27 protein-coding genes and 1 tRNA gene are annotated in these 24,833 nt (G+C 37.2%); 10 read left to right on the top strand and 18 right to left on the bottom strand.

What is annotated here, in order from left to right; translation table 11 throughout:
* Positions 1–4 precede the first annotated feature (4 nt).
* Entirely contained in the window at positions 5–976 is a 972-nt protein-coding gene (gene cmoB, locus R3F25_02365) for a tRNA 5-methoxyuridine(34)/uridine 5-oxyacetic acid(34) synthase CmoB (protein MEZ5495667.1), read from the bottom strand.
* 9 nt (positions 977–985) lie between these two features.
* The gene (gene cmoA, locus R3F25_02360; protein MEZ5495666.1) at positions 986–1,726 is read right to left on the bottom strand and encodes a carboxy-S-adenosyl-L-methionine synthase CmoA; all 741 of its coding nucleotides are present in this window, start codon (positions 1,724–1,726) and stop codon (positions 986–988) included.
* A gap of 53 nt (positions 1,727–1,779) precedes the next feature.
* Here cmoA and R3F25_02355 point away from each other — a divergent pair, with 53 nt between their 5' ends.
* From R3F25_02355 to R3F25_02335, 5 genes are all read left to right on the top strand, one after another.
* Positions 1,780–2,574: an SDR family oxidoreductase gene (locus R3F25_02355; GenBank protein MEZ5495665.1), complete on the top strand. Its 795-nt coding sequence runs from the start codon at positions 1,780–1,782 to the stop codon at positions 2,572–2,574.
* Positions 2,571–3,335, top strand: a complete 765-nt coding sequence (locus R3F25_02350) for a hypothetical protein (protein ID MEZ5495664.1) — start codon at positions 2,571–2,573, stop codon at positions 3,333–3,335. Before R3F25_02355 ends, R3F25_02350 begins: the two co-directional genes overlap by 4 nt.
* A gap of 148 nt (positions 3,336–3,483) precedes the next feature.
* Entirely contained in the window at positions 3,484–3,933 is a 450-nt protein-coding gene (ybeY, locus tag R3F25_02345; GenBank protein ID MEZ5495663.1) for an rRNA maturation RNase YbeY, read from the top strand.
* Positions 3,926–4,813, top strand: coding sequence for a zf-TFIIB domain-containing protein (locus R3F25_02340; protein MEZ5495662.1), 888 nt, complete (start codon positions 3,926–3,928; stop codon positions 4,811–4,813). The genes ybeY and R3F25_02340 overlap by 8 nt, the downstream gene beginning before the upstream one ends.
* A 241-nt stretch (positions 4,814–5,054) precedes the next feature.
* Entirely contained in the window at positions 5,055–5,606 is a 552-nt protein-coding gene (locus R3F25_02335; protein MEZ5495661.1) for a phasin family protein, read from the top strand.
* 28 nt (positions 5,607–5,634) lie between these two features.
* Here the strand turns inward: R3F25_02335 and rsmA are convergent, their stop codons facing one another.
* Genes rsmA through lptD form a run of 4 tightly spaced genes read right to left on the bottom strand, consistent with a single transcriptional unit; the run spans position 5,635 to position 10,798 of the window.
* The gene (gene rsmA / locus R3F25_02330; protein ID MEZ5495660.1) at positions 5,635–6,399 is read right to left on the bottom strand and encodes a 16S rRNA (adenine(1518)-N(6)/adenine(1519)-N(6))-dimethyltransferase RsmA; all 765 of its coding nucleotides are present in this window, start codon (positions 6,397–6,399) and stop codon (positions 5,635–5,637) included.
* Positions 6,392–7,357, bottom strand: coding sequence for a 4-hydroxythreonine-4-phosphate dehydrogenase PdxA (pdxA, locus tag R3F25_02325; protein MEZ5495659.1), 966 nt, complete (start codon positions 7,355–7,357; stop codon positions 6,392–6,394). Before pdxA ends, rsmA begins: the two co-directional genes overlap by 8 nt.
* A 6-nt stretch (positions 7,358–7,363) precedes the next feature.
* Entirely contained in the window at positions 7,364–8,632 is a 1,269-nt protein-coding gene (locus R3F25_02320) for a peptidylprolyl isomerase (GenBank protein ID MEZ5495658.1), read from the bottom strand.
* Between the two features lie 3 nt (positions 8,633–8,635).
* Positions 8,636–10,798, bottom strand: coding sequence for an LPS assembly protein LptD (lptD, locus tag R3F25_02315; protein MEZ5495657.1), 2,163 nt, complete (start codon positions 10,796–10,798; stop codon positions 8,636–8,638).
* A 155-nt stretch (positions 10,799–10,953) separates the two neighbouring features.
* On the opposite strand from lptD, the gene R3F25_02310 reads away from it, so the two are divergent.
* Entirely contained in the window at positions 10,954–11,286 is a 333-nt protein-coding gene (locus R3F25_02310) for a YegP family protein (protein MEZ5495656.1), read from the top strand.
* Between the two features lie 64 nt (positions 11,287–11,350).
* Positions 11,351–12,091, top strand: a complete 741-nt coding sequence (locus R3F25_02305) for a class I SAM-dependent methyltransferase (GenBank protein ID MEZ5495655.1) — start codon at positions 11,351–11,353, stop codon at positions 12,089–12,091.
* Here R3F25_02305 and R3F25_02300 read toward each other — a convergent pair whose 3' ends face one another.
* The 8 genes from R3F25_02300 to obgE form a co-directional block, all read right to left on the bottom strand.
* A complete protein-coding gene (locus R3F25_02300) occupies positions 12,092–12,604 on the bottom strand; it encodes a M48 family metalloprotease (GenBank protein MEZ5495654.1) in 513 nt (170 codons plus the stop codon). It abuts the gene before it with no gap.
* Between the two features lie 94 nt (positions 12,605–12,698).
* Positions 12,699–14,048, bottom strand: a complete 1,350-nt coding sequence (locus R3F25_02295) for a TRAP transporter large permease subunit (GenBank protein MEZ5495653.1) — start codon at positions 14,046–14,048, stop codon at positions 12,699–12,701.
* A complete protein-coding gene (locus R3F25_02290; protein MEZ5495652.1) occupies positions 14,049–14,447 on the bottom strand; it encodes a TRAP transporter small permease subunit in 399 nt (132 codons plus the stop codon).
* A 174-nt stretch (positions 14,448–14,621) separates the two neighbouring features.
* Positions 14,622–14,698 (bottom strand) — tRNA-Ile (locus R3F25_02285).
* Positions 14,699–14,830: 132 nt separating this feature from the next.
* A complete protein-coding gene (locus R3F25_02280) occupies positions 14,831–16,699 on the bottom strand; it encodes a hypothetical protein (GenBank protein ID MEZ5495651.1) in 1,869 nt (622 codons plus the stop codon).
* Between the two features lie 95 nt (positions 16,700–16,794).
* The gene (dapE, locus tag R3F25_02275; protein MEZ5495650.1) at positions 16,795–17,937 is read right to left on the bottom strand and encodes a succinyl-diaminopimelate desuccinylase; all 1,143 of its coding nucleotides are present in this window, start codon (positions 17,935–17,937) and stop codon (positions 16,795–16,797) included.
* On the bottom strand, positions 17,931–18,245 hold the full coding sequence (locus tag R3F25_02270) for an ArsC/Spx/MgsR family protein (GenBank protein ID MEZ5495649.1): 315 nt from the start codon (positions 18,243–18,245) through the stop codon (positions 17,931–17,933). The genes dapE and R3F25_02270 overlap by 7 nt, the downstream gene beginning before the upstream one ends.
* The gene (obgE, locus tag R3F25_02265) at positions 18,226–19,254 is read right to left on the bottom strand and encodes a GTPase ObgE (GenBank protein ID MEZ5495648.1); all 1,029 of its coding nucleotides are present in this window, start codon (positions 19,252–19,254) and stop codon (positions 18,226–18,228) included. Before obgE ends, R3F25_02270 begins: the two co-directional genes overlap by 20 nt.
* 341 nt (positions 19,255–19,595) lie before the next feature.
* Here obgE and ppk2 point away from each other — a divergent pair, with 341 nt between their 5' ends.
* The gene (ppk2, locus tag R3F25_02260) at positions 19,596–20,438 is read left to right on the top strand and encodes a polyphosphate kinase 2 (GenBank protein MEZ5495647.1); all 843 of its coding nucleotides are present in this window, start codon (positions 19,596–19,598) and stop codon (positions 20,436–20,438) included.
* 58 nt (positions 20,439–20,496) lie between these two features.
* Positions 20,497–20,796, top strand: coding sequence for a hypothetical protein (locus tag R3F25_02255; GenBank protein ID MEZ5495646.1), 300 nt, complete (start codon positions 20,497–20,499; stop codon positions 20,794–20,796).
* Positions 20,797–20,907: 111 nt separating this feature from the next.
* On the opposite strand, the gene R3F25_02250 is transcribed toward R3F25_02255, so the two are convergent.
* Together R3F25_02250 and R3F25_02245 are read right to left on the bottom strand one after the other, a co-directional pair.
* Entirely contained in the window at positions 20,908–21,483 is a 576-nt protein-coding gene (locus R3F25_02250; GenBank protein MEZ5495645.1) for a YceI family protein, read from the bottom strand.
* A 19-nt stretch (positions 21,484–21,502) separates the two neighbouring features.
* A complete protein-coding gene (locus R3F25_02245) occupies positions 21,503–22,054 on the bottom strand; it encodes a cytochrome b (protein MEZ5495644.1) in 552 nt (183 codons plus the stop codon).
* A 116-nt stretch (positions 22,055–22,170) separates the two neighbouring features.
* On the opposite strand from R3F25_02245, the gene R3F25_02240 reads away from it, so the two are divergent.
* Complete coding sequence (locus tag R3F25_02240) at positions 22,171–23,082, top strand: LysR family transcriptional regulator (protein ID MEZ5495643.1); 912 nt, start codon at positions 22,171–22,173, stop codon at positions 23,080–23,082.
* Between the two features lie 20 nt (positions 23,083–23,102).
* Here R3F25_02240 and R3F25_02235 read toward each other — a convergent pair whose 3' ends face one another.
* On the bottom strand, positions 23,103–23,705 hold the full coding sequence (locus R3F25_02235) for a LysE/ArgO family amino acid transporter (protein MEZ5495642.1): 603 nt from the start codon (positions 23,703–23,705) through the stop codon (positions 23,103–23,105).
* A 2-nt stretch (positions 23,706–23,707) separates the two neighbouring features.
* Complete coding sequence (locus R3F25_02230) at positions 23,708–24,820, bottom strand: methyltransferase (GenBank protein ID MEZ5495641.1); 1,113 nt, start codon at positions 24,818–24,820, stop codon at positions 23,708–23,710.
* Positions 24,821–24,833 lie beyond the last annotated feature (13 nt).

Below are 24,833 nucleotides of genomic sequence, written 5' to 3'. Positions count from 1 at the left end.
ATTGCTATTTTTTTGTAGCTATCAAAGTCGCTCGTGTTGGAGGAGGGTAGCCTTCAATGGTTTGGGTTTTATCTTTATTAAGAAACTGTTCCAGGGAATGAAACTTCATCCACTCGGTGGTTCTTTGTTCAGTTATCGTTGTGGTTGATACATCAACACATTTGATGTTAGTAAATCCGGTTCTTTGTAGCATGATTTCGAGCATTGAAACAGATGGTAAAAACCAGACATTCCGCATTTGAGCATAACGGTCAGTTGGAATCAGACAAGTCGATTCATTGCCATCAACAGCCAATGTTTCTAAAATCAACTCTCCACCGGTTTTCAGTGTGTTGTGAAGTTGCCTTAAATGCTGAATAGGTGATTTTCTGTGATATAGAACTCCCATCGAAAAAACCATATCGAAAGTGGTTACTTCTTCCGGAAAATCATTCATTACGATTGGCAGAACGGCAAATCCACTGTTGATGTATTTTTCAATGCTCCAGAATTGAATAATTTGTAAAATTCCCGGATCAATTCCCATTACCAATTTTGGGTTATGTTTCAGCATGTTAAACATGTAGAAACCATTTCCACTACCCACATCTAAAATAGCTTTGTATCGCATATCCGGTAAGTGTTTCTCAATTCGATGCCATTTCATGTATGATTGCCACTCCGAATCAATGTATGTGGAAAACATATCAAAAGGACCTTTTCGCCAAGGAATGAGTTGTTTATATGATTCATTGACTTGTGATAGAACAGACTTTTCGAGATTCTTTGCAATACATTTAATAGCATCGGAGTTCTCGCAAAGTTCAATGTTACTAATCTCAGGAAGATTTTCATAGGCATCATACCATCGAGGAAAATCTCCGGAAATAGGATTGATAAGTTTGTCTTCAGTGAGTTTTTTGAGCTTTTCAATACCGCCGGCATCGAATTCAGTTTCTGACAATTTCGACCAAAATGAATCGTATAAATGAATCATGAGTAAAGTTTATTTGATAGCTATAAAAGATGAGAAATTAAAACATTGAAACCACTTGTATATTTTCATGAAACCTATATCAGATAATCGTTGGGTAATTTCTCCCTCGGAATCGGGAACCAATACATCTTTCAATGCTTGCCTTTTTTGTTGAATTTCCTTGTTCGAATATCCATTGATTTTTTTATAAGCATGATAGTGATCAATCATAAAATCATCCGTTGCGTTACAACCGGAAACTTTTTCTGAGAGGATAAAAATTCCTCCATTATTTAACCCTGCGAATATATTCTCAATGGCTTTTTGTCGTTGATTTTGAGGTAGAAATTGTAAAGTGAAATTACTCACAATAACTGAAGCATTCTCCAATTTATGTTTCAGAATATCATCTTGATGAACTACTATTTGTTCGTCCAGATTTTCTTTATTCACAATCGCCTGACATCTTTTTATCATGGCTTCAGAAGTGTCAATAGCATGAATCGTACAATTTTTTTTCTCAATTGCTTTGGCAATAGTGACCGAAACAGCTCCTAAGGAACAGCCTAAATCATAGATATTGCTGTTTTCCCGAGTGTATTTCATCGCAAACATGGCAATGGATTTCAATATGGTTTCATAGCCGGGAACAGAGCGTTGAATCATATCAGTAAAAACTTCAGCAACTTGCTCATCAAAAGCAAATGCTTTGACGGACTCAAACTGTTTTTCGAAAAGAGTGTCTTTGTTTTGTTGATTTGTTTTCTGCATGGGGCGATATTTTATGTAATAATATCTCAAATAGAAAACCTAAATAAGAATTTATGAAAAGATATGCTTTAATCACGGGAGCTTCAGCCGGTATTGGCAAGGAGTTTGCTTATCAACTGGCTGAAAGTGGTTGGAATTTACTATTGGTCGCACGCAGAGAAGAGTCATTAAAGGAAATTTCTGAGGATTTAATCACAAAATATAGCATTGATGCCCGATATTATATAGCCGATTTGTCAGAGGAGTCACAACCGCAGAAAATTTTTGATTTTTGCAATTGTGAGAATTTGAATATTGCTATGCTGGTGAATAATGCCGGTTACGGAGTACCGGGTGATTTTGAAAAAAGTGATTGGAAAACGCATAAAGATTCATTGCAAGTGATGCTCAATAGCGTTGTTGAGCTTTGCCATTTGTTTTACCCTCAAATGCTTGAAAACGAATATGGTAGAATTATCAATGTGGCTTCTCTGGCAGGTTTTGCACCACCAACAGCAGGACATACTTTGTATGGTGCGACGAAGTCCTTTTTGATTCGATTTTCACACAGTTTGAATTTGGAAGGAAAAGAAAAAGGGGTTCATGTAACCGCTTTATGTCCGGGTTTTACATATACAGAGTTTCACGATGTGAATGGTACCAGACAAATGGTGTCACAATTGCCGAAATTCATGTGGATGAAAAGCAAAGATGTAGTAAAACAAGGAATAATTGCCGTTGAAAAGAATCAGCCGGTAAAAGTTAATGGTAAAATAAACAGAACTATAGCTGCGATGAGTAGTGCATTACCCGATTGGATTACTCGCGCATTGTTTGCAGGAAAAACTAACAAGTACAGAAAGAGATGAGTTTTTTAGACGAATTAGCCAGTAATAACGACGAAAATAATAATGAACAGCCAAAAGGCGATAATCGTCAATTATGGGAAAGTTGTTTCAAATATTTTCAACATTTTACATCAATTCTACAAAAGGAAGATAAGAGGTTTGATTCTGAATTCAGCTTAATTTCTTTGGATACCAGAAGAGAGTGTCAAATTTGTGGTCCTTATGAAATTAAACGTGCCGGAGCCGGCAATGAACTCAAACTGGAACTTAAATTCAACACAGTCTTGAAACAAGGTGTTCAAGTGAGTCGTAACGATATGCGCTCTGCTGAGATTCTGAAACAAAAACTCAGCAAAGACAGTAGTATCTTATCTAGCGTTAAAAAAGCTCCTGAACATGGTTTTTTAGTTGAGATTAATACGAGAATTCCTTCAATTTTTAAAATTATACTGAGAGATGAAAAAGATTTTTTCGTTCAGTATATCAATATCGGCAGCAGTTCTAACCGAATAAAAAGGCTGGATATCAAAAATATCAATGAGCAGTACATGGATGGCTTGGCAAAATATATTCTTGGGAAAAATCCAGAACTTTATACCGAAAAAATAAGCGATCAAGCCATTACCAAAATCAGGGAAAAACTGGAACTTGCAAAAAGGCTGGAAGAGCACCACAAGGCTCAGGAAGAGGCTCGAATTCTGGCAGAAAAGCAAAAAGCAGAAAAGGAAAAACAAAACAAATCTAAAAAATCTCTATTCAAAAATTTATTTGGAAAAAAATAATTACCACTTAAAGAAGTTGACAGGAATCAACTTCTTTATACTCAAATATTATTTCCGTATTTTAATTGAACAGTGATAAGAGACTTTATTGGAGTAAAGTTTTTCCATTTGTTATAATCTTCAGCAATAAATCAACCTTTGATTGACAATGCTGAAATCTGTTTTATTCAATAATGATACTCACTCGGAATCAGCTCCTGAAGAGAGTCATTTTAGTTTGTGGGTTGAAACTGTTATTGAGGAACATGGAAAGTTTTTTGAGGTGAGTATTGAAATTGTTGATCAACAAACCAGTCAAGAACTCAATAATACTTATCGTCACAAAGACAAACCGACCAATGTTCTTTCGTTTCCTTTAGAATTGCCTGAGTGTGTGGAAAGTGAACTCATCGGTGATTTGGCAATTTGTGCTGATGTGGTTGAAAAAGAAGCTCTTGAGCAAAACAAACCATTATTGAATCATTGGGCACACATGACGATTCACGGGTGTTTGCATTTGCTCGGATATGATCATGTTGATGAACAGGAAGCCGAAGAAATGGAATCCCTTGAAGTTAAACTTTTAGCAAAACTCAATATCCCGAATCCTTATGACTAATATCATCATTGAATGCAATGTCTGTAAGCATCAGTATAAAGTTCACGAAGGCAGAGTCGGAGAGAAGTTTCATTGCTTTTGTGGAAACACCCTGACAGTTCCTTCGGTTAAGATTCACGATGCGGCGGTTGTGCGTTGTTCTTCTTGTGGTGGAGCTCGTGGTAAAGACAGAGAGCCATTTTGCAGTTATTGCGGATCGAGTTTTACGATTCACGAAAGAGACTTAAATACTATTTGTCCGCACTGTATGACCCGGATAAGCTCAAAAGCCAAGTTTTGTCATTCCTGTGCAACTCCAATTGCATCTGAAGATGTGGATTTTGATAAAACAGATATGGATTGCCCGGTTTGCGATAACGTAAAGTTGCATTCACGCAAGATGAACTCTCATGCATTTAGTATGAAAGAATGTTCTCATTGTGCCGGTTTATGGATTACTGCGGATGTTTTCAAACATTTGGAGCGTAAAGCACAAAATGAAGTGGCATCAGGTGTTGAAAGCGGCGTCAAGGAATCTAATATTCAGCATTCTGCTCAGTCCCGTGAAACACCGACGAAGTTCTATCGACAATGTCCACAATGCCAACAATTAATGAATCGCAGAAATTACGCTCAAGCCAGCGGTATTGTCGTTGATGTTTGCAGCAAACACGGAATCTGGTTTGATATTCATGAATTGGATGAAGTTCTTCAATATATTCGTTCCGGACAATTACTTCAACAACAGCAAAAAGCCGCACGCAAAGCGAAACAGGAAGTCACCAAAGCAAAAGCTAAAATTCAAGCCGAAAAGCAAACAGCGAAAATTACCAGAACCTATGATATCTCAAGTCGCTCCAGTATTTTAACAGATATTATTGAATGGCTGGTTGATAAGTAATATCCAAAACAATGAAGGGTGATAAAAGATCAAGTAGTTGTCATTCATTATTTTATGTAATGGTCCGATTTTGTCTTTGATAAGTTTATTACATGATTGGTTCGCTGTTAAAGCTTCATAAAAAATAGTAAATGATTATTTAAACGGTTATGCTAAAATTTTTCGTTCAGAACTAATAAATAGTGTGTTTGCTCTAGACATTTACGATTTAATGGGCAACATCAAAATCGAGGATAAATAAATGACAGTTAAAAAAACATTGAATAAAAAAGCTGCAGTTAAGAAAACTACAGCTAAAAAAACAACAACTAAAAAACCGAATTTAGCCGGAAATATCATGGAATCAGCCAATGAAATCTGGTTAGCAGGTTTGGGTGCGTTCGCCAAAGCTCAACAAGAAGGCGTAAAAATCTTTAATAAATTGGTTGATGAAGGTAAAGGGCTCGAGAAAGTCATCAAGAAAAGTTCCCAAAATGCGACTAAGGAAGTGAAATCCAAAGTCAATCAAGTGAAAGGAAAAGCGAGCCAAGGTTGGGATAAGTTGGAAAATATTTTTGAAAATCGTGTTGCAAAAACTTTACAAAAATTAGATGTGCCAACCAGTGAAGAAATTACAGCGCTTTTGAAAAAAGTAGAATTGCTTGCGACTGAAGTTTCGAAATTAACCGGAAACTATGTTGCGGATGTTAAAGATGCAACAAAAAAAGCCGTTGCTGAAGCTAAGCCAGCGGTAAAAAAAGTTGCAAAGAAAACAACTAAAAAAGTAAGCACTAAGGTTACTAAAGAATCTTAAACTGCTCTCTTATTTGAACATCACTAACTCAGTCAGAGATGAAGTTGGTGATGTTCACATACTCTTCTATAGTAATTGATTCGGGACGTAGTTTTGGGTCGATTGCCAGTTTCTCGAAATCATCATCAGTCAAAATTCCTTTCAGATTATTTTTTATAGTTTTTCGGCGTTGCCCAAATGCTTGTTTAACCAAACTCTCCATTTTTTGTAAATCAACAATTGGAATTTCCTGCTTTTTGACTAAACGTACAATCTGAGAATCTACTTTTGGTTGCGGATGGAAGGACTCCGGTTTGACGATAAAAAGTTCTTCACAATCAAAAGCATATTGCAACATCACACTTAATCGCCCGTAGGCTTTTGTTCCAACTTCTGCACAGATTCTTTTTACCACTTCTTTTTGCAACATAAATAGCATATCGCTGATGTTTTCTGATTGATACAGAAAACAAATCAGTAAAGGTGTAGAAACATTATAAGGAAGATTACCGATGATTCGGCAATTGGGTTCGGTCAGCTCCAGTTCTAAAGCGTCTTGATGGAGTACGGTAACATTAGGCTTGGTTACAAATTGAGCTTTCAAAGCCGGAACTAAATCATCATCAATTTCGACGAGTTGAACATGGTTACAATACTCAACCAAATGATTGCTCAGAGCCGCTTGTCCCGGGCCGATTTCGTAAATAGTGTCATTTTCTTTTGGAACAAAAGCATTGATGATTCGCTCAATAACGCTATGGTCTTGGAGAAAGTTCTGCCCGAAACGCTTTTTGGCGGAGTATTTGTTAGACATGATTGACCAACTTTCTGGTGAGTTTGATGGATTCCAGCAAACTATCGGCGGAAGCAATATTTTTCCCGGCAATGTCGAGTGCTGTTCCATGATCAACGCTAGTGCGGATAAATGGTAAACCTAAAGTGATATTGACAGACTTACCAAATCCGGCGTATTTAAGCGGAGCTAATCCTTGGTCGTGATACATGGCCAAAACGGCATCATATTTTTTTAGTTTTTCAGGCGTAAACAAACTGTCAGCCGGAATGCTTCCATAAACATCATGTCCTTGTTGTTGAAATTCCTGTATGAGAGGGTTTATGATTTCAATTTCTTCCATTCCTAAATGTCCGTCCTCACCCGCATGAGGATTGAGTCCGCAAACAGCAATTTTAGGTTTTGAGATCTTAAATTTTTTCTGCATATCTTCAATGAGAATATTCAGTGTTTCGGTCAGAGAGTCACGATTTATATAATTTGCAACTTCTTTAAGTGGGAGATGAGTGGTTGCCAGAGCAACTTTCATGTGTTTGTTGAGTAACATCATCACTACCTTTTTAGTTCCACTCAATTCCGCCAAATATTCAGTATGTCCAGAGAATTTATATCCTGCTTGGTTGATGATTCCTTTATGAAGAGGACAAGTAATCATTGCCGAATACTCACCGTTCATGCATCCAAGTGCAGAATGGTTTAATATCTCAAGAACATATTTTGAGTTTTTATAATTTAGTTGTCCGAGAGTTACTTCTTCGCAAACAGGTATGTGGAAGCATTGAATGTTTTGAGTAGAACTTTCATGATTAGGACAATTGACCGTTAGATTTAAATCGTGCTTTGAAATATGGTTTCGTATCAGGTTTTCATCCCCGATGACAATGCAATCATTCAATTGCTTTTGCAAAGCTAACTTGGCGACCAGTTCAACTCCAATGCCTGCCGGTTCGCCAAGTGTAATCGCAATTTTTTGTGTCACTTATAATTAAATTCGGGTTTCGACGAATGCTTCGCCACGAATTTCTCTCAACCAACTCTCAATTTCTTCGTCCATCTTGCGTGCATGAATCGCGCGTCTGGCTTGTTCTCTTTTAAGTTCTTCAGAGATGTCAGTTTCTTTTTGTCCCAATTTTTGGACGATATGCCAACCTGCCTGAGTTTGAAATGGAGCTGACATTTCATTATCTTCCAGACTTTTTACCACATCTCCAAACCGTTGACCAAATTTGTTGATTTCAAACCAACCCAAATCTCCACCTAAAGGCGCTGAACTGACATCATCGGATTTTTCTTCTGCAATTTTAGAAAAATCACCACCATTTTGTAGTTGTTTGTAGAGGTCGTTAATCATTTCCATACCTTGAGAAGGAGTGACCAACTCAGAGTTTTCAATCAAAATGTGGCGTGCATTATATTGTGTGATCATTTGCGCGGCATCTTCGCGAGAGTCTTCCAGCTTGATAATGTGAAACCCGTTTGCACTTCTAACAGGATGAGTGTACTCACCCACTTTCATAACCTTCAATTGATCGGAAAACAGAGTGGGAAGTTCATTGGTTTTACGCCATCCTAAATCACCGCCTTCCAATGCTTTTTGCCCGTCTGATAACTCCGTAGCCAGTTTTGAAAAGTTTTCTCCTTGTTCCAAAGATGTATATATATTGTTGACTTTGTTTTTTGCTTCATCGACTTCTTGTTCAGAAGCATTGGCATCCAGTGCTATGAGTATGTGGCTCAGACGAACATCTTTTTGGGACAATTCGTTGTCAGCGAGGAACAAATCAATTTCATGTTCGCTGACTCTGACACTTTGATTGGCGAGCCCGTTACGAATTTTTTCAGTTTTGATTTCGCGACTCATTTCATTTCTGAATTCCGCAAAATTTAAACCGTCATTTTCAAGAGCCATTTGCATTTGTTCTAAAGTCAGATTATTTTGTCTGGCAACCTGAGATAAAGCCGCATCAATTTCGGACTCTGAAACTCTCACACCGGCAGCATCCGCCTTTTGGATTTGCAGTTCTTGTAATATTAATCTGTCAAGCACTTGCTCATCAAGAACAGACTTAGGTGGCAGCTGACCGCCTCTTGCATTTAATTGTTTAACTACGTTATTGACGGAACGATCCAACTCACTTCTGAGAATGATTCCATCTTCAACAACAGCGACAATTTCATCCAGAAGTTGTTCAGCAGTTGCAGTTGAGTTTAATTGTGTCGCTAGTAAACTCGAAATTAGTATCTTTTTTATCATGTTTTAAAATTCCTCTGAATATCCCATAATTGATTGTTTCAGCAAACGTCGTGGATTTCTACCCAAAGCACCCAAGCCATTTAATTGCAGCTCAAAATAAATTCCGTTATTCACATCACCTTGTTCATTATAAACATACCGTCTGGCAACTAATCGTGTTGCCCAACAACAGTTCTTATGTTCAATGCCGGCAATGGCTTCGATGGTTTGATTCGCATCTAATGAATAATTCCAACGAGCGATAAATCTGTTGTTTAATCCTATGGGTAGGACAACAGAACTGTCTAACTGTTCAATTTTACCTCGTCTGTATCTGTAGGCGAAGTTAAACACGGAATTATTTTTCGCTTTATGCTGGATTCTTACCAGTGCGCGCTCAGAATCATCAAGCTCAGTATCCCAGTTTAAACTCATGCTGAGTTTCCAATTGCGATAAAAATAATTGAACTCTGAAATGATTGGTGAAGAGTTCGATGTCTCAATTGTGTCATCCAAAGCTACTTTTCGGTCGGAAAAATAGCGGATTTGTCCAACTGTCAAATTCCATTTTTCATCGCCATTGGCGTCGAAATTTCTCTGTGTTAAACCAACAGAAAGTTGATTGGCATCTGTTTGTCTGTCAGCACCCGAAAACGAATTTTCCTGAAACAGAATGCTTCTGCCAAATGTCAGTTCATGGGTATCAAACAATGGTATATCTGATTGATCTTCATACGGAACTCTTAAGTAGTACAAACGAGGTTCTAAACTGCTAAACCCACCATCATCATTTTGTTTTTCAAAATAAATGGAGTAATCCAGCGAAGCAATTGGAAGTGCACGGTTTTCCTTAAGGAACTCAGTGTCTGAGAATTCTAAATCAGAATAACTCCAATTTGTATAGCGATATGCCAGTCTTGGGGTCAGTTTTGAATAATTGTTCTGAAATGTTTTTTGCAAATAGGGGATTGCATCCAGACGATTTGCAGTAATGGAATCATCTCGATAAAAGCCGGACCATTGGACATCAACTCCATAATTTAAAGTGCTTGTAAGAGAGTTGTTAAACCAAGAATAACTAATCTCAGGTAAAGTTTGATAGGGTTGTCTGTTAAGTGGTATGGATTCACTAATAATTTGATAGTCATCAAACGAAGCAGCAAATTTCCATTGTTCACCAAACCCTTTGAAGTTCAGAAAAGAATATAAATAGGATTGTGATGTCGCGTAAATATTATTTCCAAAGTCTTCAAAAAACTGATTATCGCTCACATTCGCCAGCTTGGTGTTGAAAGCCCAATTTTTACCTAATCTTTGCGAGTGGCTGAACTCCAAATAGCCTCTGTTATCATCAAATTCCTTGTCATTAGGTATATAACTACCACTCAACTCTCCTGCATAATCCTGACCTAAATATCTGTATTCAGCGCTGAGCATAGCTCCACGATCCGTCATATATCTCGGTGTAATCGTCGCATCCATGTTTTCAGCGATGTTAATATAATAGGGAAGAGCCAAGTCAAAACCACTGCGTGATGAATTGCGAACTTCGGGAATTAAAAAACCGGTCATTCTTTGATTCGCAAGCGGTAGTTTGGCATAAGGTAAATGTAAGATAGGCACATCTTTGAAGTAAAGAGTTGTTTTACGAAACTTGCCAATTTGGGTTTCGGAGTCCAATTCAGCCGATTTGGCTTTAATATACCATTGTTTATCATTGGCTGGACATGTGGTATAAGTCATGGATTCTAAATCACTTAGGTTTTTATTTGTATTGACAGTATCGGCTTCCCCGTTGGCTTTGGTATCATGAACAAAGTATGAAATTTGTGACAACTCTGTTTTTTCATTATTGGTATCCATAACCGCGCCGGCAGCATTGATAGTTTGTTTTTTATCTTGATAAATCAGAGGAGTTTGAATATCAATGATACCATTTTTATCATCATAATTTATTTTTTCAGTTTTAACCTTTTGATCTTGCATGGAAATACAAATATCGCCATCAAGTTGATAAGTGTTGTCTTCCAATGGTGTAATATGAAAGGCTTCAATGACCGTATCATTTGAAACCTCTGTTTCAGGACAAATTCGCTCTTGCTGAACATCTTCTTCCAGATAGCATTCAGCGTAAACATTTGTTATTAAGAGAAAATAAATAAATCCGGATAGAATGAATTTGTACATATAAACTTTTGTTAAATATTCGAGTTTCTATTTTACAACAGATGCGACATAATTTAATATGTGAATGATAGAATGTCTGTTGATATTCATGTTTTTCCACGAAAATCACAGCGGATTTCGTGATTATTTTTTTATTTTATCAAGGGGTAATAGTTATGGCTGGTAAATTTGTAATTTCAAAAGGTAAAGACGATAAAGATTATTTTGTATTAAAAGCTGGTAATGGTGAAGTGATTCTTCAGTCTCAAGGCTACAAGTCAGCATCAGGTTGTGAAAATGGAATTGAGTCTGTCAGAGAGAACTCTCAGGATGAGTCAAAATTTGAGTGTAGAGAAGCCAAAGACGGACGCACATATTTTGTATTGAAAGCAAGTAATGGTCAGGAAATCGGCCGTAGCCAAATGTACAAAACTAAAAGTGGTTGCGATAATGGTATGGCATCGGTTGCTAAAAATGCTGCAGATGCAACTGTGGTTGATGAAAGATAATTATTTAAGTAAATCAATGGATTAAGAGCTCATTTTTTGAGCTCTTTTTGTTTGAGGAAGAGAAATGAATTGGTATAACGATGAAGAGCTGTGGCAAGTTTTCTATGATTGCATGTTTGATGAAGAAAGTTTTAAACTCGCCGAACAGCAAATTTCACAAGTCTTGGCATTGGTTGAACATAAAGTAGACACGGTTCTTGATTTAGCCTGTGGCCCGGGCAGACATTGTCTGTCATTTGCCAAAATGGGCATGAAAGTGATTGGTGTAGATAGCAGTGAATTTTTGTTAAGCAAGGCAAAAGAAAAATCAGATCAACAAAATCTGAGCGTGAAATTCGTGCATAAAAATATGCTGGATTACGTTTCTGAAAGAAAAGTTGACCTGATTGTAAATATGTTTAATTCTTTTGGGTATTTTGATACACAGGAAGAGAATCAAAAACTCATCAATAATGTTTTTGCAAACCTTTCGGAAACCGGAACTTTAATCATCGATACCGTTGGAAAAGAAACGCTTGCCAGAACTATTGAACCAGTTCATTTGACAGAGTATGAAAACGGTGACTTGCGAATTGAGAGACCTTTGTTGATTGATGATATGCAGGTTTTTTCGAATGAATGGATTTATATTAGTGGAGAGAAAGTATATCGGAAAAACTATCAGCATTTTGTTTATACACCAATAGAGCTGAAAACCATGTGTTTTCAAGCAGGTTTTAACGAGGTGGATGTATATGGTTCATTAGATGCAGAACCTTATGATTTGGAATCTGAAAGATTAGTCATAGTCGCAAAAAAATATTAACTATTTGATTTCACCAATTGATTGGATTAACTCCATATCCAAAACTTCATTGGCATCATCTTTTTTAATTTTTTGGCTGGTTCTTTTATCTTTTTTGCCAGATTCGATTCGTTGTAGGTAATAACTAACTTGATCCGAGTTAAATCCATGTTTTTCCACGATTGTTTTTGCCCAATCATCGGCTTCTAATTCGACCTTTTCGCGTAATTTTTTATATTTTTTCTTTGGGAAGAAAAAGTCGGGGTTTTGGATTTTATCGGCTAATTGTTGATAATGCTTCAGCTCTAAATGAGCATTTTCATGAGCTAATATAACTGCCCATTGATGTTTATTGTGAATCAATTTCATCATTGAAAGAGTGAAATAGACGTCACCATTGGCTAAAACATAGGCATTGCTATATTTTGATTTTATCAATTTACAATTTTTCAATTGTTCTAAATGTAAGTCTTCAATGAGTTGGTGACATTGATTGGAGAACCAATCTGATTTAATTTCTTCATATTTAGCCATACTTGAGTTTTTAGATAAATCATCAAATGAGCTGGATAACCCTAAATTTGGGAAAAGCAAAAAACAAAAAATACAAAGAAATACTTTCACGGTACTAAAAACTAATTAAATCAGTGAGTTGAGGTTGCCAAACCAGTAAACATAGTACAAGTATTTGGATAATAATAAACGGGATAACGCCTTTATATAGTTTGGCAGAATCAATTTCAACGGCTCCTTTAATGTAAAAAAGTGCAAAGCCAAATGGTGGCGTCAGGAATGAAGTTTGTAAATTAATTGCAAATAAAACTCCTAACCAAACGGGATCAAAACCTTGTGCCAGTAAAATTGGGCCGATGATTGGAATCACGATAAAAGTAATTTCGATAAAGTCCAGAATAAAACCTAACAGAAATATCACAACCATGACAACAAATAATGCGGTGTATTTCCCTCCGGGCAAATCAACTAATAAGTCACGGACGATTTCATCACCTGAAAAGCCTTTAAATACCAACGAAAACAATGCGGCTCCAATTAAAATCATAAATACCATTGCAGTGACTTTAACCGTTTCTCTACCCACTTCCATTAACACGGATAATGATAACTGTTTTTTTGCGATTGCCAGCAACATAGCGCCAACAGCACCCACCGAAGCAGATTCCGTCGGAGATGCAAAGCCACTAAGAATTGACCCTAGAACAGCGATAATAAGCAGCAATGGCGGAAGTAATGAGCCAAGAATTTCCAGTATGTTTTTTTTGTTTTCAAACTCAATCGCCGGTGCTTTTTGAGGAGATTTGAAAACAATAATCAACCAATACAAAGCATAAAACAACACAAGCAACAGCCCGGGAATTATAGCTCCGGCGAATAAATCACCTACGGAAACCGTTTTCGGAGAAAAAATTCCCATGTCAATCTGAGCCTGCTGGTAAGCATTGGACAGAACATCGCCCAATAAAACCAATACAATAGATGGAGGAATAATTTGTCCAAGAGTGCCGGTTGCACAAACTGTTCCGACACTTAAAGATTCATCATAACCATTTTTTTTCATCACCGGTAATGCCAACAAACCTAAAGTCACAACCGTTGCACCAACAATTCCGGTACTGGCAGCCAGCAGCATTCCCACAAACAGCAAAGCAAATCCTAATCCTCCACGTACTCTGCCGAATAAAGCAGCCATGTTTTCGAGTAAAGACTCAGCGAGTTTTGCCTTTTCAAGTATCAGTCCCATAAAAACAAAAACAGGAACGGCCATGAGCGTGACATTGGTCATAATTCCATAAACACGATTTGGCATTGCCATCAGGAAAGAGGTATCAAACCATCCTGCAAACCATCCTGCTAATGCAAACCAGAGTGAAACACCACCGAGTGTGATTGCTACCGGGTAACCAATAAGTAATGCTAAAGCGATCGCAACAAATAAACCCAACGCCCAGATTATTTCCATTTAATCACGTCTCCAAAGTTTTGAAAGTGATGTGAGAATCATCAAGACTGGCATAATTATTAACAACGTTTTTAATGCATAGACAAAAGGTAATCCTCCGGCATCGGGTGAGGATTCGAGTTTTGATATGGATGACCAAACGTAATCGTACGACACAAATAACATGAATGCGAAGAATGGGATTAGCAGAAATATGACGCCAAAACGGTCGATTTTTCGTTGTTTTTCTTTATTGAAATTTTGATAGAAAATATCAATTCGGACATGACTATTTCTGGCATAGGCATAAACGATTCCAATCATGAAAATGATGGCATGCAAATAAACTACTATCTCTTGAAATTTAACCGGTACGATGTTGAACAGGTATCTGATAGAAACCAGAACAAAACTGCTCATTACCATTACAATAACAAGAAAGGACAGCACATTCCCCAATTTTTTCATTATTAATTATTGTTATGTATATTATTGTTAATGATAGCAGAGTGAGAACATAGAATCTGTAAAAATCAAAACTTTACGTCTTAAAACAATTTGCTGGAAGGATTGATAGAGTGTTCATTGATTTAATGGTGGGCCCGCCCCGACTTGAACGGGGGACCTGCCGATTATGAGTCGGACGCTCTAACCAACTGAGCTACGGGCCCTTTGTTCGGGAGTTTTATATAAACTCGCAGAATAAATAAGGATGCGTAGTATAACGGTTTGTTATTAAAAATGCATATTTTTTTCGGCTGTGATAGAATATTTTATCAATAGCTTATAAATTTTCCAATCAGTTAATCCTCAAAGTCAATTCTCCTGTCAAATCCATTTTTAAAAATCTCATCAGGAAGAATCACAGTTTCCGGTATAAGGATATTTGCTGTAACTGAGCTATTACCCGGAATTGCTGGAGTATGTGCCGCACCAATCGTAATTTGACCGGGTACGGGAGCAGCGTTCGTTGTGAATGAAAAACTGAATAACATTCCCCAATCTTGTTCATTATTGGAAGCTCCTGTGATATTCAACATGTTTCCACTTTGTCCGAATTGCCAATCATTGGCAATATCATGATCGGGGTCAGCAAACACCGGATTTATAAGTGGCGCTGTTGTCGAAAGAGGAACATGATAAGAGATAAAACGGGGATCAAATTCGTAGTTCTCTATTGCATAATTATATCGGTATGAACCACCTCCCAAATCAATCACCTTGACAGCAACCGTAAACTGACCTTCACCTGTTTCTACAGTAGATGAAGCTTGCATGGCTCCACTCGTGTTGGGCGGGACATAATTATCCAGTGCAGCACCTTGTGAAAAAGTTGGGCCAGCATTCATACTCCAGCTGTTTCCATTGTCAACAGGAGAAATAGTGCGGTATCCCATTGTGTTAAAAATATTGACATCATCACGAATCAAATACCATGCTTGAATAAACATTTGGGTGTTATTCACATCTGTTAAATCATCGTTGTAAACGACCAATCGGTTTTCATCGGTTGCATTGGATCCGGTTGTCTGGCTTCCTATACAACCCGGATCAAAGAATGAACATGTGCTCTCCCAATAGCCGGTATCCGCTTCAATTTCAGCTCGAGGACCTAATGCACCTGAGGAGTCGTTATTGCCGGTACCATAGACATCTTCGCAACCGAGCCATAAAATATGATTATTTCCGCAATTGATTGTACAGTTGCTGTTAATTGTCCAGAAGGCGTGTTTAACACCCGAATAACCTAGTTGTTCAAATCGTCCGTCAATTTCTCGGTAGATAGCCCAGTTTAGAAAAGGGTGTTGGTCATTATTATATGGAGCGAAGGTGCCTGAAAATTTTGAATACCATGGAACATCCGCCGTGCCGTCATTTTTTAATCGGGCTGAAGGAGCAACAACAATTTTATCGGTTCCGATATCTCTCATCCATTGAACTGAACCGATATCAATTAAAGTGACGTCTACTTGCCCTTGAGGTGGCCATACAGGATGATCGACACATGAGCCGAGTAATTCTTTCTCAGCATTCTCAGGGACTTGTAACTGGTTATAGGTATGTATTTGCCCAACAACTTGTCCTGAGAGTTCTGGATAATTAAGAAGTTTTGCTAATTCAGGAGTCGCGAATAAATCCATATTAGACATTAGGAGCAATTCCTTTTCACGGTCATATTCGATGTGAACACTATCGATTGTGAACAAATGGTTGTTATTTTGATCAATAAACTTAAAAGTCACAATATCACTTTGATTGAGCGGATTTTCTGTAGGAATTAACTTAAAAGAATTCACTTTGATTGTTGTTTTACCATGAGTGAGTGAGAAGTCAGAGTCGACATTGAGCAAACCGGAGGTTACTTTCTCAATATTTCCATAAGGCATTTGCAATTCCAATTGAGAACTCTTACTGATTGGATAAACAATATGGTTAAAGTCCCAATGCTTGTTCGGAAACTGTGGTTCTGGAGAAACTGAGATTTTCATATCACTCAGTTTTTTATACATGAACTTCAAATCCACTTCACCACCATAGGCTTTCCAGCGAAGTTGCATTTGTTCTTGTTTTTCGGGAGAGTTCAAATTTTTCAGCCAGGGGCTGGTTGAATTAGCGATATTGTGCGTCAGTAAAATTGCAATGCTAATCAATATGTATTGAAAAATTTTCATAGACACCTCATGGTCTGTGTTTTGATATTAAAAAACTTTAATCCTGTCTGGGGTCAAAGTTTCATTCCATGAGTTGTTGTTTTGTAATATCGGGGTTATTTATTTAATATATTTTCAATCACTTTGAAATATATTTTTTCTAAATCAATAATATCAGCAACATCGACTCTTTCATTGATTTGATGAATGGTTTTATTAATCAAACCAAATTCTACTACATCAATACCAAATGGTGCAATAAAGCGACCATCAGAAGTGCCTCCGGCCGTATTAAATTCGACATCTTTTTGAACTGTTTCACGAATTGCGTCTGATAAAGCCTTCTTCAACTTCTTACTGACACTATGAAATGGTTTCCCGGATAAATTTGTTTTGATAGTACTTTTAAGATTATGTTTCTCTAATAACTGTCTGATTTGTTGAACCAGACCGATTTCATTGGATTCAGGACTGTATCTGAAATTGGCCTCAATAATCAGATCTCCGGGGATTATATTTGATACATTGGTTGAGGTTCTAACGCTGGAAATTTGAAAACTGGTTGGCGGAAAATCCTCATTTCCGTTATCCCAATTCTGTTTTGATAAATCGCTGATAAAGTCTGCTGATATAAAAACCGGATTGACAGCATTTTCAGGATAGGCAACATGACCTTGTTTACCATGAATTGTTATTTGTACATGAAGCGAACCACGTCTGCCAATTCGGGCAATATCTCCAAGGGTTTCTGAGCATGATGGTTCGCCAACAAGACAAAAATCGAAATGATGTTGTTTGGCAATTATCGGCATGAATTTCTGTATGCCATTGATAGCTTCGCCCTCTTCATCACTGGTCAACATGACTGACAGTTTTCCTTTGTGTTGTGGAAACTGATTGACAAAATTTTTGGCGGCTAAAACAAAAGCGGCCACCGAGCTCTTCATATCGGCGGCACCTCTGCCTATCAGTTCTCCTTTTTTGATTTCAGCAGCGAATGGAGGTGAATCCCATAGTTTTACATCTCCACTGGGAACAACATCGGTATGACCAACGAAAAGTAAGCCAACACCATTGTTATCTCCGTGCCATGCAAAAAAATTATCAATATTTTCAATGCGTTGGTGAAGTATTTCAAATCCTGAATTACTTAATAATTGCGAGATGATTTGCTGACATCCTTCGTCATTAGGAGTAACGGACTGCCTACGAATCAATGCTTGTGAAAGCGAAATGACTTCTGGCTGAGATTTTACCATTGTTCAGGTACAAAACCGATTGTAATTTTACCATTGTTCTCAACAATAGGGCGTTTTAAAAGTGTTGGATTATTTATCACAAGATTCTTGTTAAGATGGTTTTTCTCGTCATCTGATAAGTTTCTCCATGTCGTACTTTTTTTGTTTACCAATTCTTCCAAAGAGTGTTGCTGAAGAAAATGGTTTAACAACTCCTCATTGATTCCATCAACTCGATAATCATGGAAGTAACACATTCTCTGATTTTGTGCACACCAAAGAATGGTCTTTTTAATTTTATCGCAATTTTTAATCCCAAATATCTTCATCGGCTGTGTTTAAATACTCTGCAATTTTTTGATTCAACTCATTCAATCCGTTATGAGTTATCGAAGAAATAACAAAAACCGGTCGATTCCATTTGAGTTGTTTTGTGTATTTTTTTACTTTTTGTTCAATTTCATCGGCAGGCAACAAATCAGATTTAGTGAATACCAGCCAACGCTCTTTACCTTGTAGTTCATTGGAGAATTTCTCCAGTTCGATTTCCAAGGCTTTAAATTGTTCAACCGGTCCATCTACACCCTCATAAGCAGGCAACTCAACCATGTGAAGTAACAATCCTGTTCTCTGAAGATGTTTCAGGAATTGAATTCCCAATCCGGCTCCTTCGGCGGCTCCTTCAATGATTCCGGGGATATCAGCCACCACAAATGAAGTCTCAGAGTCAATTCTAACCACTCCAAGAGCCGGATAAAGTGTTGTAAACGGATAATCGGCAATTTTTGGACGGGCTTTGGAAACCGCATTCACAAAAGTTGATTTGCCGGCATTTGGGAAACCCAATAACCCAACATCGGCGAGAACTTTTAACTCCAAACGTAAATGTCTTAGCTCTCCATCTTCGCCTCGTGTGAATTGCTGCGGAGCTCTGTTTGTCGAACTTTTGAAGTGCATATTCCCCAGGCCTCCCTTGCCACCTTGTGCAACAACGGCAGTCTGACCATTTTCTGTGACATCACCAATTTTTCGATCCATTTCCATATCGTATATCTCTGTTCCAATCGGAACTTTGATAACTAAATCATTGCCATTTTTGCCGTACATTTGTCGTCCTTTGCCACTCACTCCATTTTCGGCCTCAAAGTGTTTTTTATGGGTGAAATCAATCAAGGTATTCAGTCCTTCATCGCCAATGAGGATGACATCTCCGCCTTTTCCTCCATCTCCGCCATCAGGGCCGCCTTTTGGAATGAATTTTTCACGACGAAAACTGGCAGAACCACTTCCTCCATTTCCGGCTTTTACGACAATTTTTGCTTCATCTACGAATTTCATAGGCGTATTTTAACATTAACTTTTTGAATAGTGATATTTATGTATGATTAAACTTATGCGGTTCAGATATTTGTTTAATATTTTGAGCAAATGTTTTGTTTTTTGATATAAATCAATATTCCGAAAACAGGGTGCTGATATAATTAATAGTGGGTTAATAAAATGATAATGGATAACAAATGAAAGATACAGTTATTAAATTGGAAGACAAAAAAAAGAATTCAAAGAAAGATGAAAAAGCTAACAAAGACAAAAAAGTCAAAAAGTTAAAATATTCAGATGTGAATTCGACAAAACAAGCGAAGAAGGTCATTAAGAAGTTGACTGATGCTGAGAAGGTGATGTCATCAGATAAGGTCATGAGCGGAAGCAAGTTATTAAGGTTGAGTTATCTGGCAGGCGATTTTCCTTATGATAAAAAATTGTCGCTTTTTGATTATGAAAGTGAAAAGCATTTATTACAGCGTGAGCTTTTGAAGGTTCAGTCGTGGGTTAAAGAAACAGGGCAAAGAATCGTTGCGCTTTTTGAAGGTCGTGATGCTGCCGGTAAGGGTGGAACTATCAAGCGTTATATGGAACATTTGAATCCTCGTGCTGCAAAAGTAATCGCACTGGAAAAGCCAAACGACAGAGAAAGAGGTCAATGGTATTTTCAGAGATACATCAACCACTTGCCAACCAAAGGTGAGATGAGATTTTATGACCGTTCATGGTATAACCGTGCCGGTGTTGAACGTGTTATGGGATTCTGTACTGACAGAGAGTACTTAGAATTTATGCGTCAAGCTCCCAACTTAGAAAGAATGTTGGTCAATTCAGGAATTATTCTGTTTAAATTTTGGTTCTCAGTAACACAGCAGGAACAGTTAAGACGTTTTCATTCCAGAAAATTCGATCCATTGAAACAGTGGAAACTATCTCCTATTGATATCCAATCTTTGGATAAGTGGGATGACTATACTGATGCGAAGCAATCAATGTTCTTCCATACCGATACCGGTGATGCTCCTTGGACTGTTGTTAAATCAGATGACAAAAAACGAGCAAGAATCGCTTGTATCCGTTATTTCTTGCATCATTTGGATTATCCAAATAAAGACGAAGCTGTTGCCTATTCACCGGATGAAAACATTGTGGGTTCTGTTAAGTCAATTTATGGCAACCGTGCCGTTGACAGAGATTGATTTTAGACAGGTTTTTAAATTGAAAGTAGATTATATTGAAGATTGAGGGTGAGTTTATATGACTGAAAGTAATACGGAAAATTTGGAAAAGGTTTTGCTGGAAGCGATTGAGCGTGCTGAAAAAGCAGCAAAAGCTGCCAAAAATGCAGCTAAACAAGCAAAAAAAGCAGTGAAACAAGTTGAGAGCATAAAGCTGAAAGTGAAGTCCTCCAAGAAGAAAATCATTGCATTGCAAAAAATGTCGGATGACAAAAGAGACTTGCTTCGTGATGAAATTGTTGAAATTGCCAGTAAAGCAGCAAAAAAAAATAAAGCATTAAAGAAAATTGCCAAGCTAAACGCTAAAGATGATGAATAGTTATTGATGGCAATATCTTATGGTTTGAGGAGACTTTAAGTTTTCACAACTGTGAAATGAACCAACCCTTTGGAACAAACTCCAAAGGGTTGTTTTTTTTAATGAGATGAATTATTGGCGAATACCCTCGAGCATTACAGTTAACTCAAGAGTTTCAGAGGCTTTACCCAGGTTACGCGTGATTCCGAAATCTGCAAGACGTAAAGTCATCGTTCCTTCGAAACCGGTGCGATAGCCACCCCAAGGATCTTTTCCTTCACCAACTTTCACAATATCCATAGAAACCTCTTTTTCGACTCCATGAAGAGTTAATTTGCCTTTGACAACTCCATTGGTTTCAGTGTTGAAAACGATAGAATCGCTCACGAAATTTGCTGATGAAAAGTTGTCCGTATTGAGCAATCCTTCTGCACGAATATGAGAGTCTCTTTCAGCATGGTTCGTATTGACGCTTGTTGTATCAACTGTTATGCTGATTTTCGACTCATTAGGTTTTTCGGCTTCGTAACTGTAGGTGCCTTCAAATTTGTCAAAACGCCCCATCATCCAAGATGTTCCTAAGTGGGAAATCTTAAAATTAACGGACGCATGCATTCCTGATGTGTCAATCTTGTATTCTGCGGCTTGCAATCCAAACGAAATGATGGAAAGCAGTATAAGTGTTGTAAAAAAGTTTTTAGTTTTCATAAAATTACCTCTGTTTGATTTAGGTTTTTGTTTTAAAAATTCTTAATAGAGTTTTGTCTTTATCAATAAAATGATGTTTTAGTGCTGCAAGCATATGTAACCCGGCAAGGATAATTAATCCCAGAGTCGATATCTCATGAATTTCTCCGGCAATATCTGCTTGCTCTGAACCTTTTGAAATAAGAGCCGGAACTTTGAAAACATCAAAAAATTCAACTCCTGCACCTTCAGCAGTGGAAATCGTATAGCCACTGATACAGCATATTAGAATCAAAATATAAAGCATAAATTTCACCAGCTTTGCTGCTACAATTTCATGCTTTTTATGGTTTGATAAAGGTATAACTTTTGGATTTGAAAATTTCCACAAGAGTCTGGCGATAAGAAGTCCGGCAATAATCAATCCAAAACTTTTATGCCACCACGGACCCGTGTGATAAAAGGGATCGTAATAATCCAGACTCATCATATATTTTCCCAGAATAAATAAGCCAATAATTAACAAAGCCATAAGCCAGTGAAGCACAATGCTAATTGAACCGAAGTTTTCATTTGTGTTTTTAAGTTTCATAATCATTTTTTGTAAAACTTATGTTTATTATATTGTTGAAAAATATTTAATAAACTGTATATTTATAAACTTATAGTTCTCCAAAAATGAACAATAGGATTGTTTATAGCTTTTATATGAATAAATTTGAAGATATGAAAACCTTTATTCGGATTGTTGAATCGGGTAGCATTACCCTAGCTGCTGAGCAAATGAATACGGTCAAATCGGCAATCAGCAAGAGACTGTCAAATCTGGAAAATATGTTGGGAGTGACGTTGCTTAATCGAACGACACGATCACAAACCTTAACCGATAGTGGCAGGCAATATTACCAAAAGTGTTTGAAAATATTAGAAGATATCGCAGAAATCGAAACTTCTTTAAAAAATGATGAGACATCACTTTCCGGAACAATTAAGCTCGCTGTGCCACTTTCATTTGGGTTATTGCATTTGAGAAAGGCTTTGACAGAATTTCAGAAGAAGCATCCAAAGATTAAATTTGACATCGACTTTAATGATAAAAAAGTAGATATTATTAACGAAGGATTTGATTTGGCAATACGAATTGGCAAGTTAGATGACTCCAGTTTAAAAGCCAGGAAAATCACATCGGTGAGAACCATTTTAACAGCATCACAGGATTATTTAGCAAAATTTGGTATTCCAAAACACCCTAAGGATTTGCTGAAAGGATATAAAAATTTATTGTACAAAAACACACCGTCATCATTGTATTTTAAGAACTCTGAAAATAAAAATGTCTCAATGAATCTTCCTACGGCATTGATTTCAAATAATGGTGATTTTTTATGTCAGGCTGCCCTTGATGGCTTGGGGTTGCTAAATACACCTGATTTCATTTGTTATGAATTTGTCAAAAACGGCGATTTAATTCCTGTACTACCACAATATTATGTTCCAGAGTCAATTGGGGTTTTCGCGGTTTATCCTCAAACCCGACATTTACAAACCAGGGTTCGTGTTTTGATTGATTATCTAATCAATCATTTTGGTGATATTCCGTATTGGAGTATTGAAAAATAACTCTGAAAGCTCATTCCAATCTATATTATCAAAGAAATCGCGATGAATGTCATAATAAAGCCGACTACAAAATCCAGAACCTTCCATGCTTTTGGATTGCTAAATAAAGGTGAAAGAAAGCGAGCACCATAGCCAAGTGCGAAGAAAAAAGCAAAAGAAGCAAGCATTGCTCCGTAAGCAAACTGCCAATGGTTTGGTTGATACTGTGTGGAAACAGAGCCTAACAGAACAACTGTATCGAGATAAACATGCGGGTTCAGCCATGTAAATGCCAAACAGATAAGAATTGCTTTGATCATTGATATTTCACTTTTAGCATTTGCAATTATGGCATGGTTTTTGGTGAATGCGGATTTAAAGCTCCATATCGCATAAACTCCAAGAAAAATAGCTCCTCCATAACGAGCAACGATTTCAATTTGCGGATATTGTTTGACTATAACACCAAAACCGGCGACACCGAGTGAAATCAGGATAGCATCAGAAAAGGCACAAACCAAACAAATGATAAAGACATATTGGTTCTTTAAACCTTGTTTGAGGACGAAGGCATTTTGAGATCCAATGGCTAGAATCAATGACAGTCCTAATGCGAACCCCGCTAAATAATTTGATAAATTCATCACTACATACTCGCTTTGTATAAATTAAATTTACGGTTTGATGCGGTTGTTTGAGTGTTTTTAAACAGTTTTTTCAATTTATGGAAATAGGGCAGATGCCTGTTGGCAACAACAATCAGCACTCCATTTTTATTTAATACAGCTTTCGATTGCCGAAACATTTTTTCAGCAATAAAAGTCCCGATGGTGCTGTTTTGATGAAAAGGCGGATTGTTCACGATTAAATCAGAACTATTCTTTTCAAAACCATCCAAACAGTCTGTTGTGATAAATTCAAAGCGCGATAAATCCTCAAAATTAGCTTTCATAGTCAATCTGGCAGATTCCACCGCCATAAACGATTCATCGGTAAATGTGATTTCTGCTTGAGGATAAATATTGGCTAGAGTGAGTCCAATCACACCGTTGCCACAAGCCAAATCAATGATTTTTTCAGGCGCTTCCATTTTTGGAATATTATCCAGCAAAAACCGAGTACCGATATCCAAAGAGTTTTTGGAAAACACATTTGCGTGATTAAATATTTTTGTTTCACTATCCGCTAGTTTGAAGTATTTAGGGTAGTTAGGGTAGGGCGAAGTTATTTTATCCATGAATTTAAAATATAACATCTTGGCTTTTTTAACACCCGGCAAGGTTATGCACTCTCCGTATTGTTGAAGAACATCCCAAAGATTTTTAGGAATGTGTTTCACCATTCCTGCCAGTAGGATTCTGCTATCCGTCTGCAAATGGTTTTGTATGGCCGAGAGAAAATACATCAGGTCATCCACTGACTTTGGTATTTTCATTAAAATAATGTCAAACTCTGATTGTATTTCATCCAAAGGATTGAGCAGAGTGATTGTGTTATCCGGAATACCATTTAATTCAAGATTTTTCTGAATCGCCTGATGGCTAATGAACGAATCTGAAACTGTTGTTGGTTTGAACTCGGACAATGACACCGATAACGCACCGAAAGCGTCATTGAAAATTAAAATATTCCGAGATTTTAAATCTACAAATTGACCCAGTTCGCTCAACAGGTATTCATCAGCTGAATCCCATGCTTGTAAATTGGGCTGGTTTTGCGGATAGCGATTGATGACAAATTGATTAAACTGATTCTGCATGGTTTTATTTTAG

Source organism: Gammaproteobacteria bacterium, from assembly GCA_041395445.1.
In the GTDB taxonomy this organism is placed as follows: domain Bacteria; phylum Pseudomonadota; class Gammaproteobacteria; order Xanthomonadales; family Marinicellaceae; genus NORP309.
Note: the sequence above shows the minus strand (reverse complement) of the source record. Positions and strands in the feature narration are given on the sequence as shown.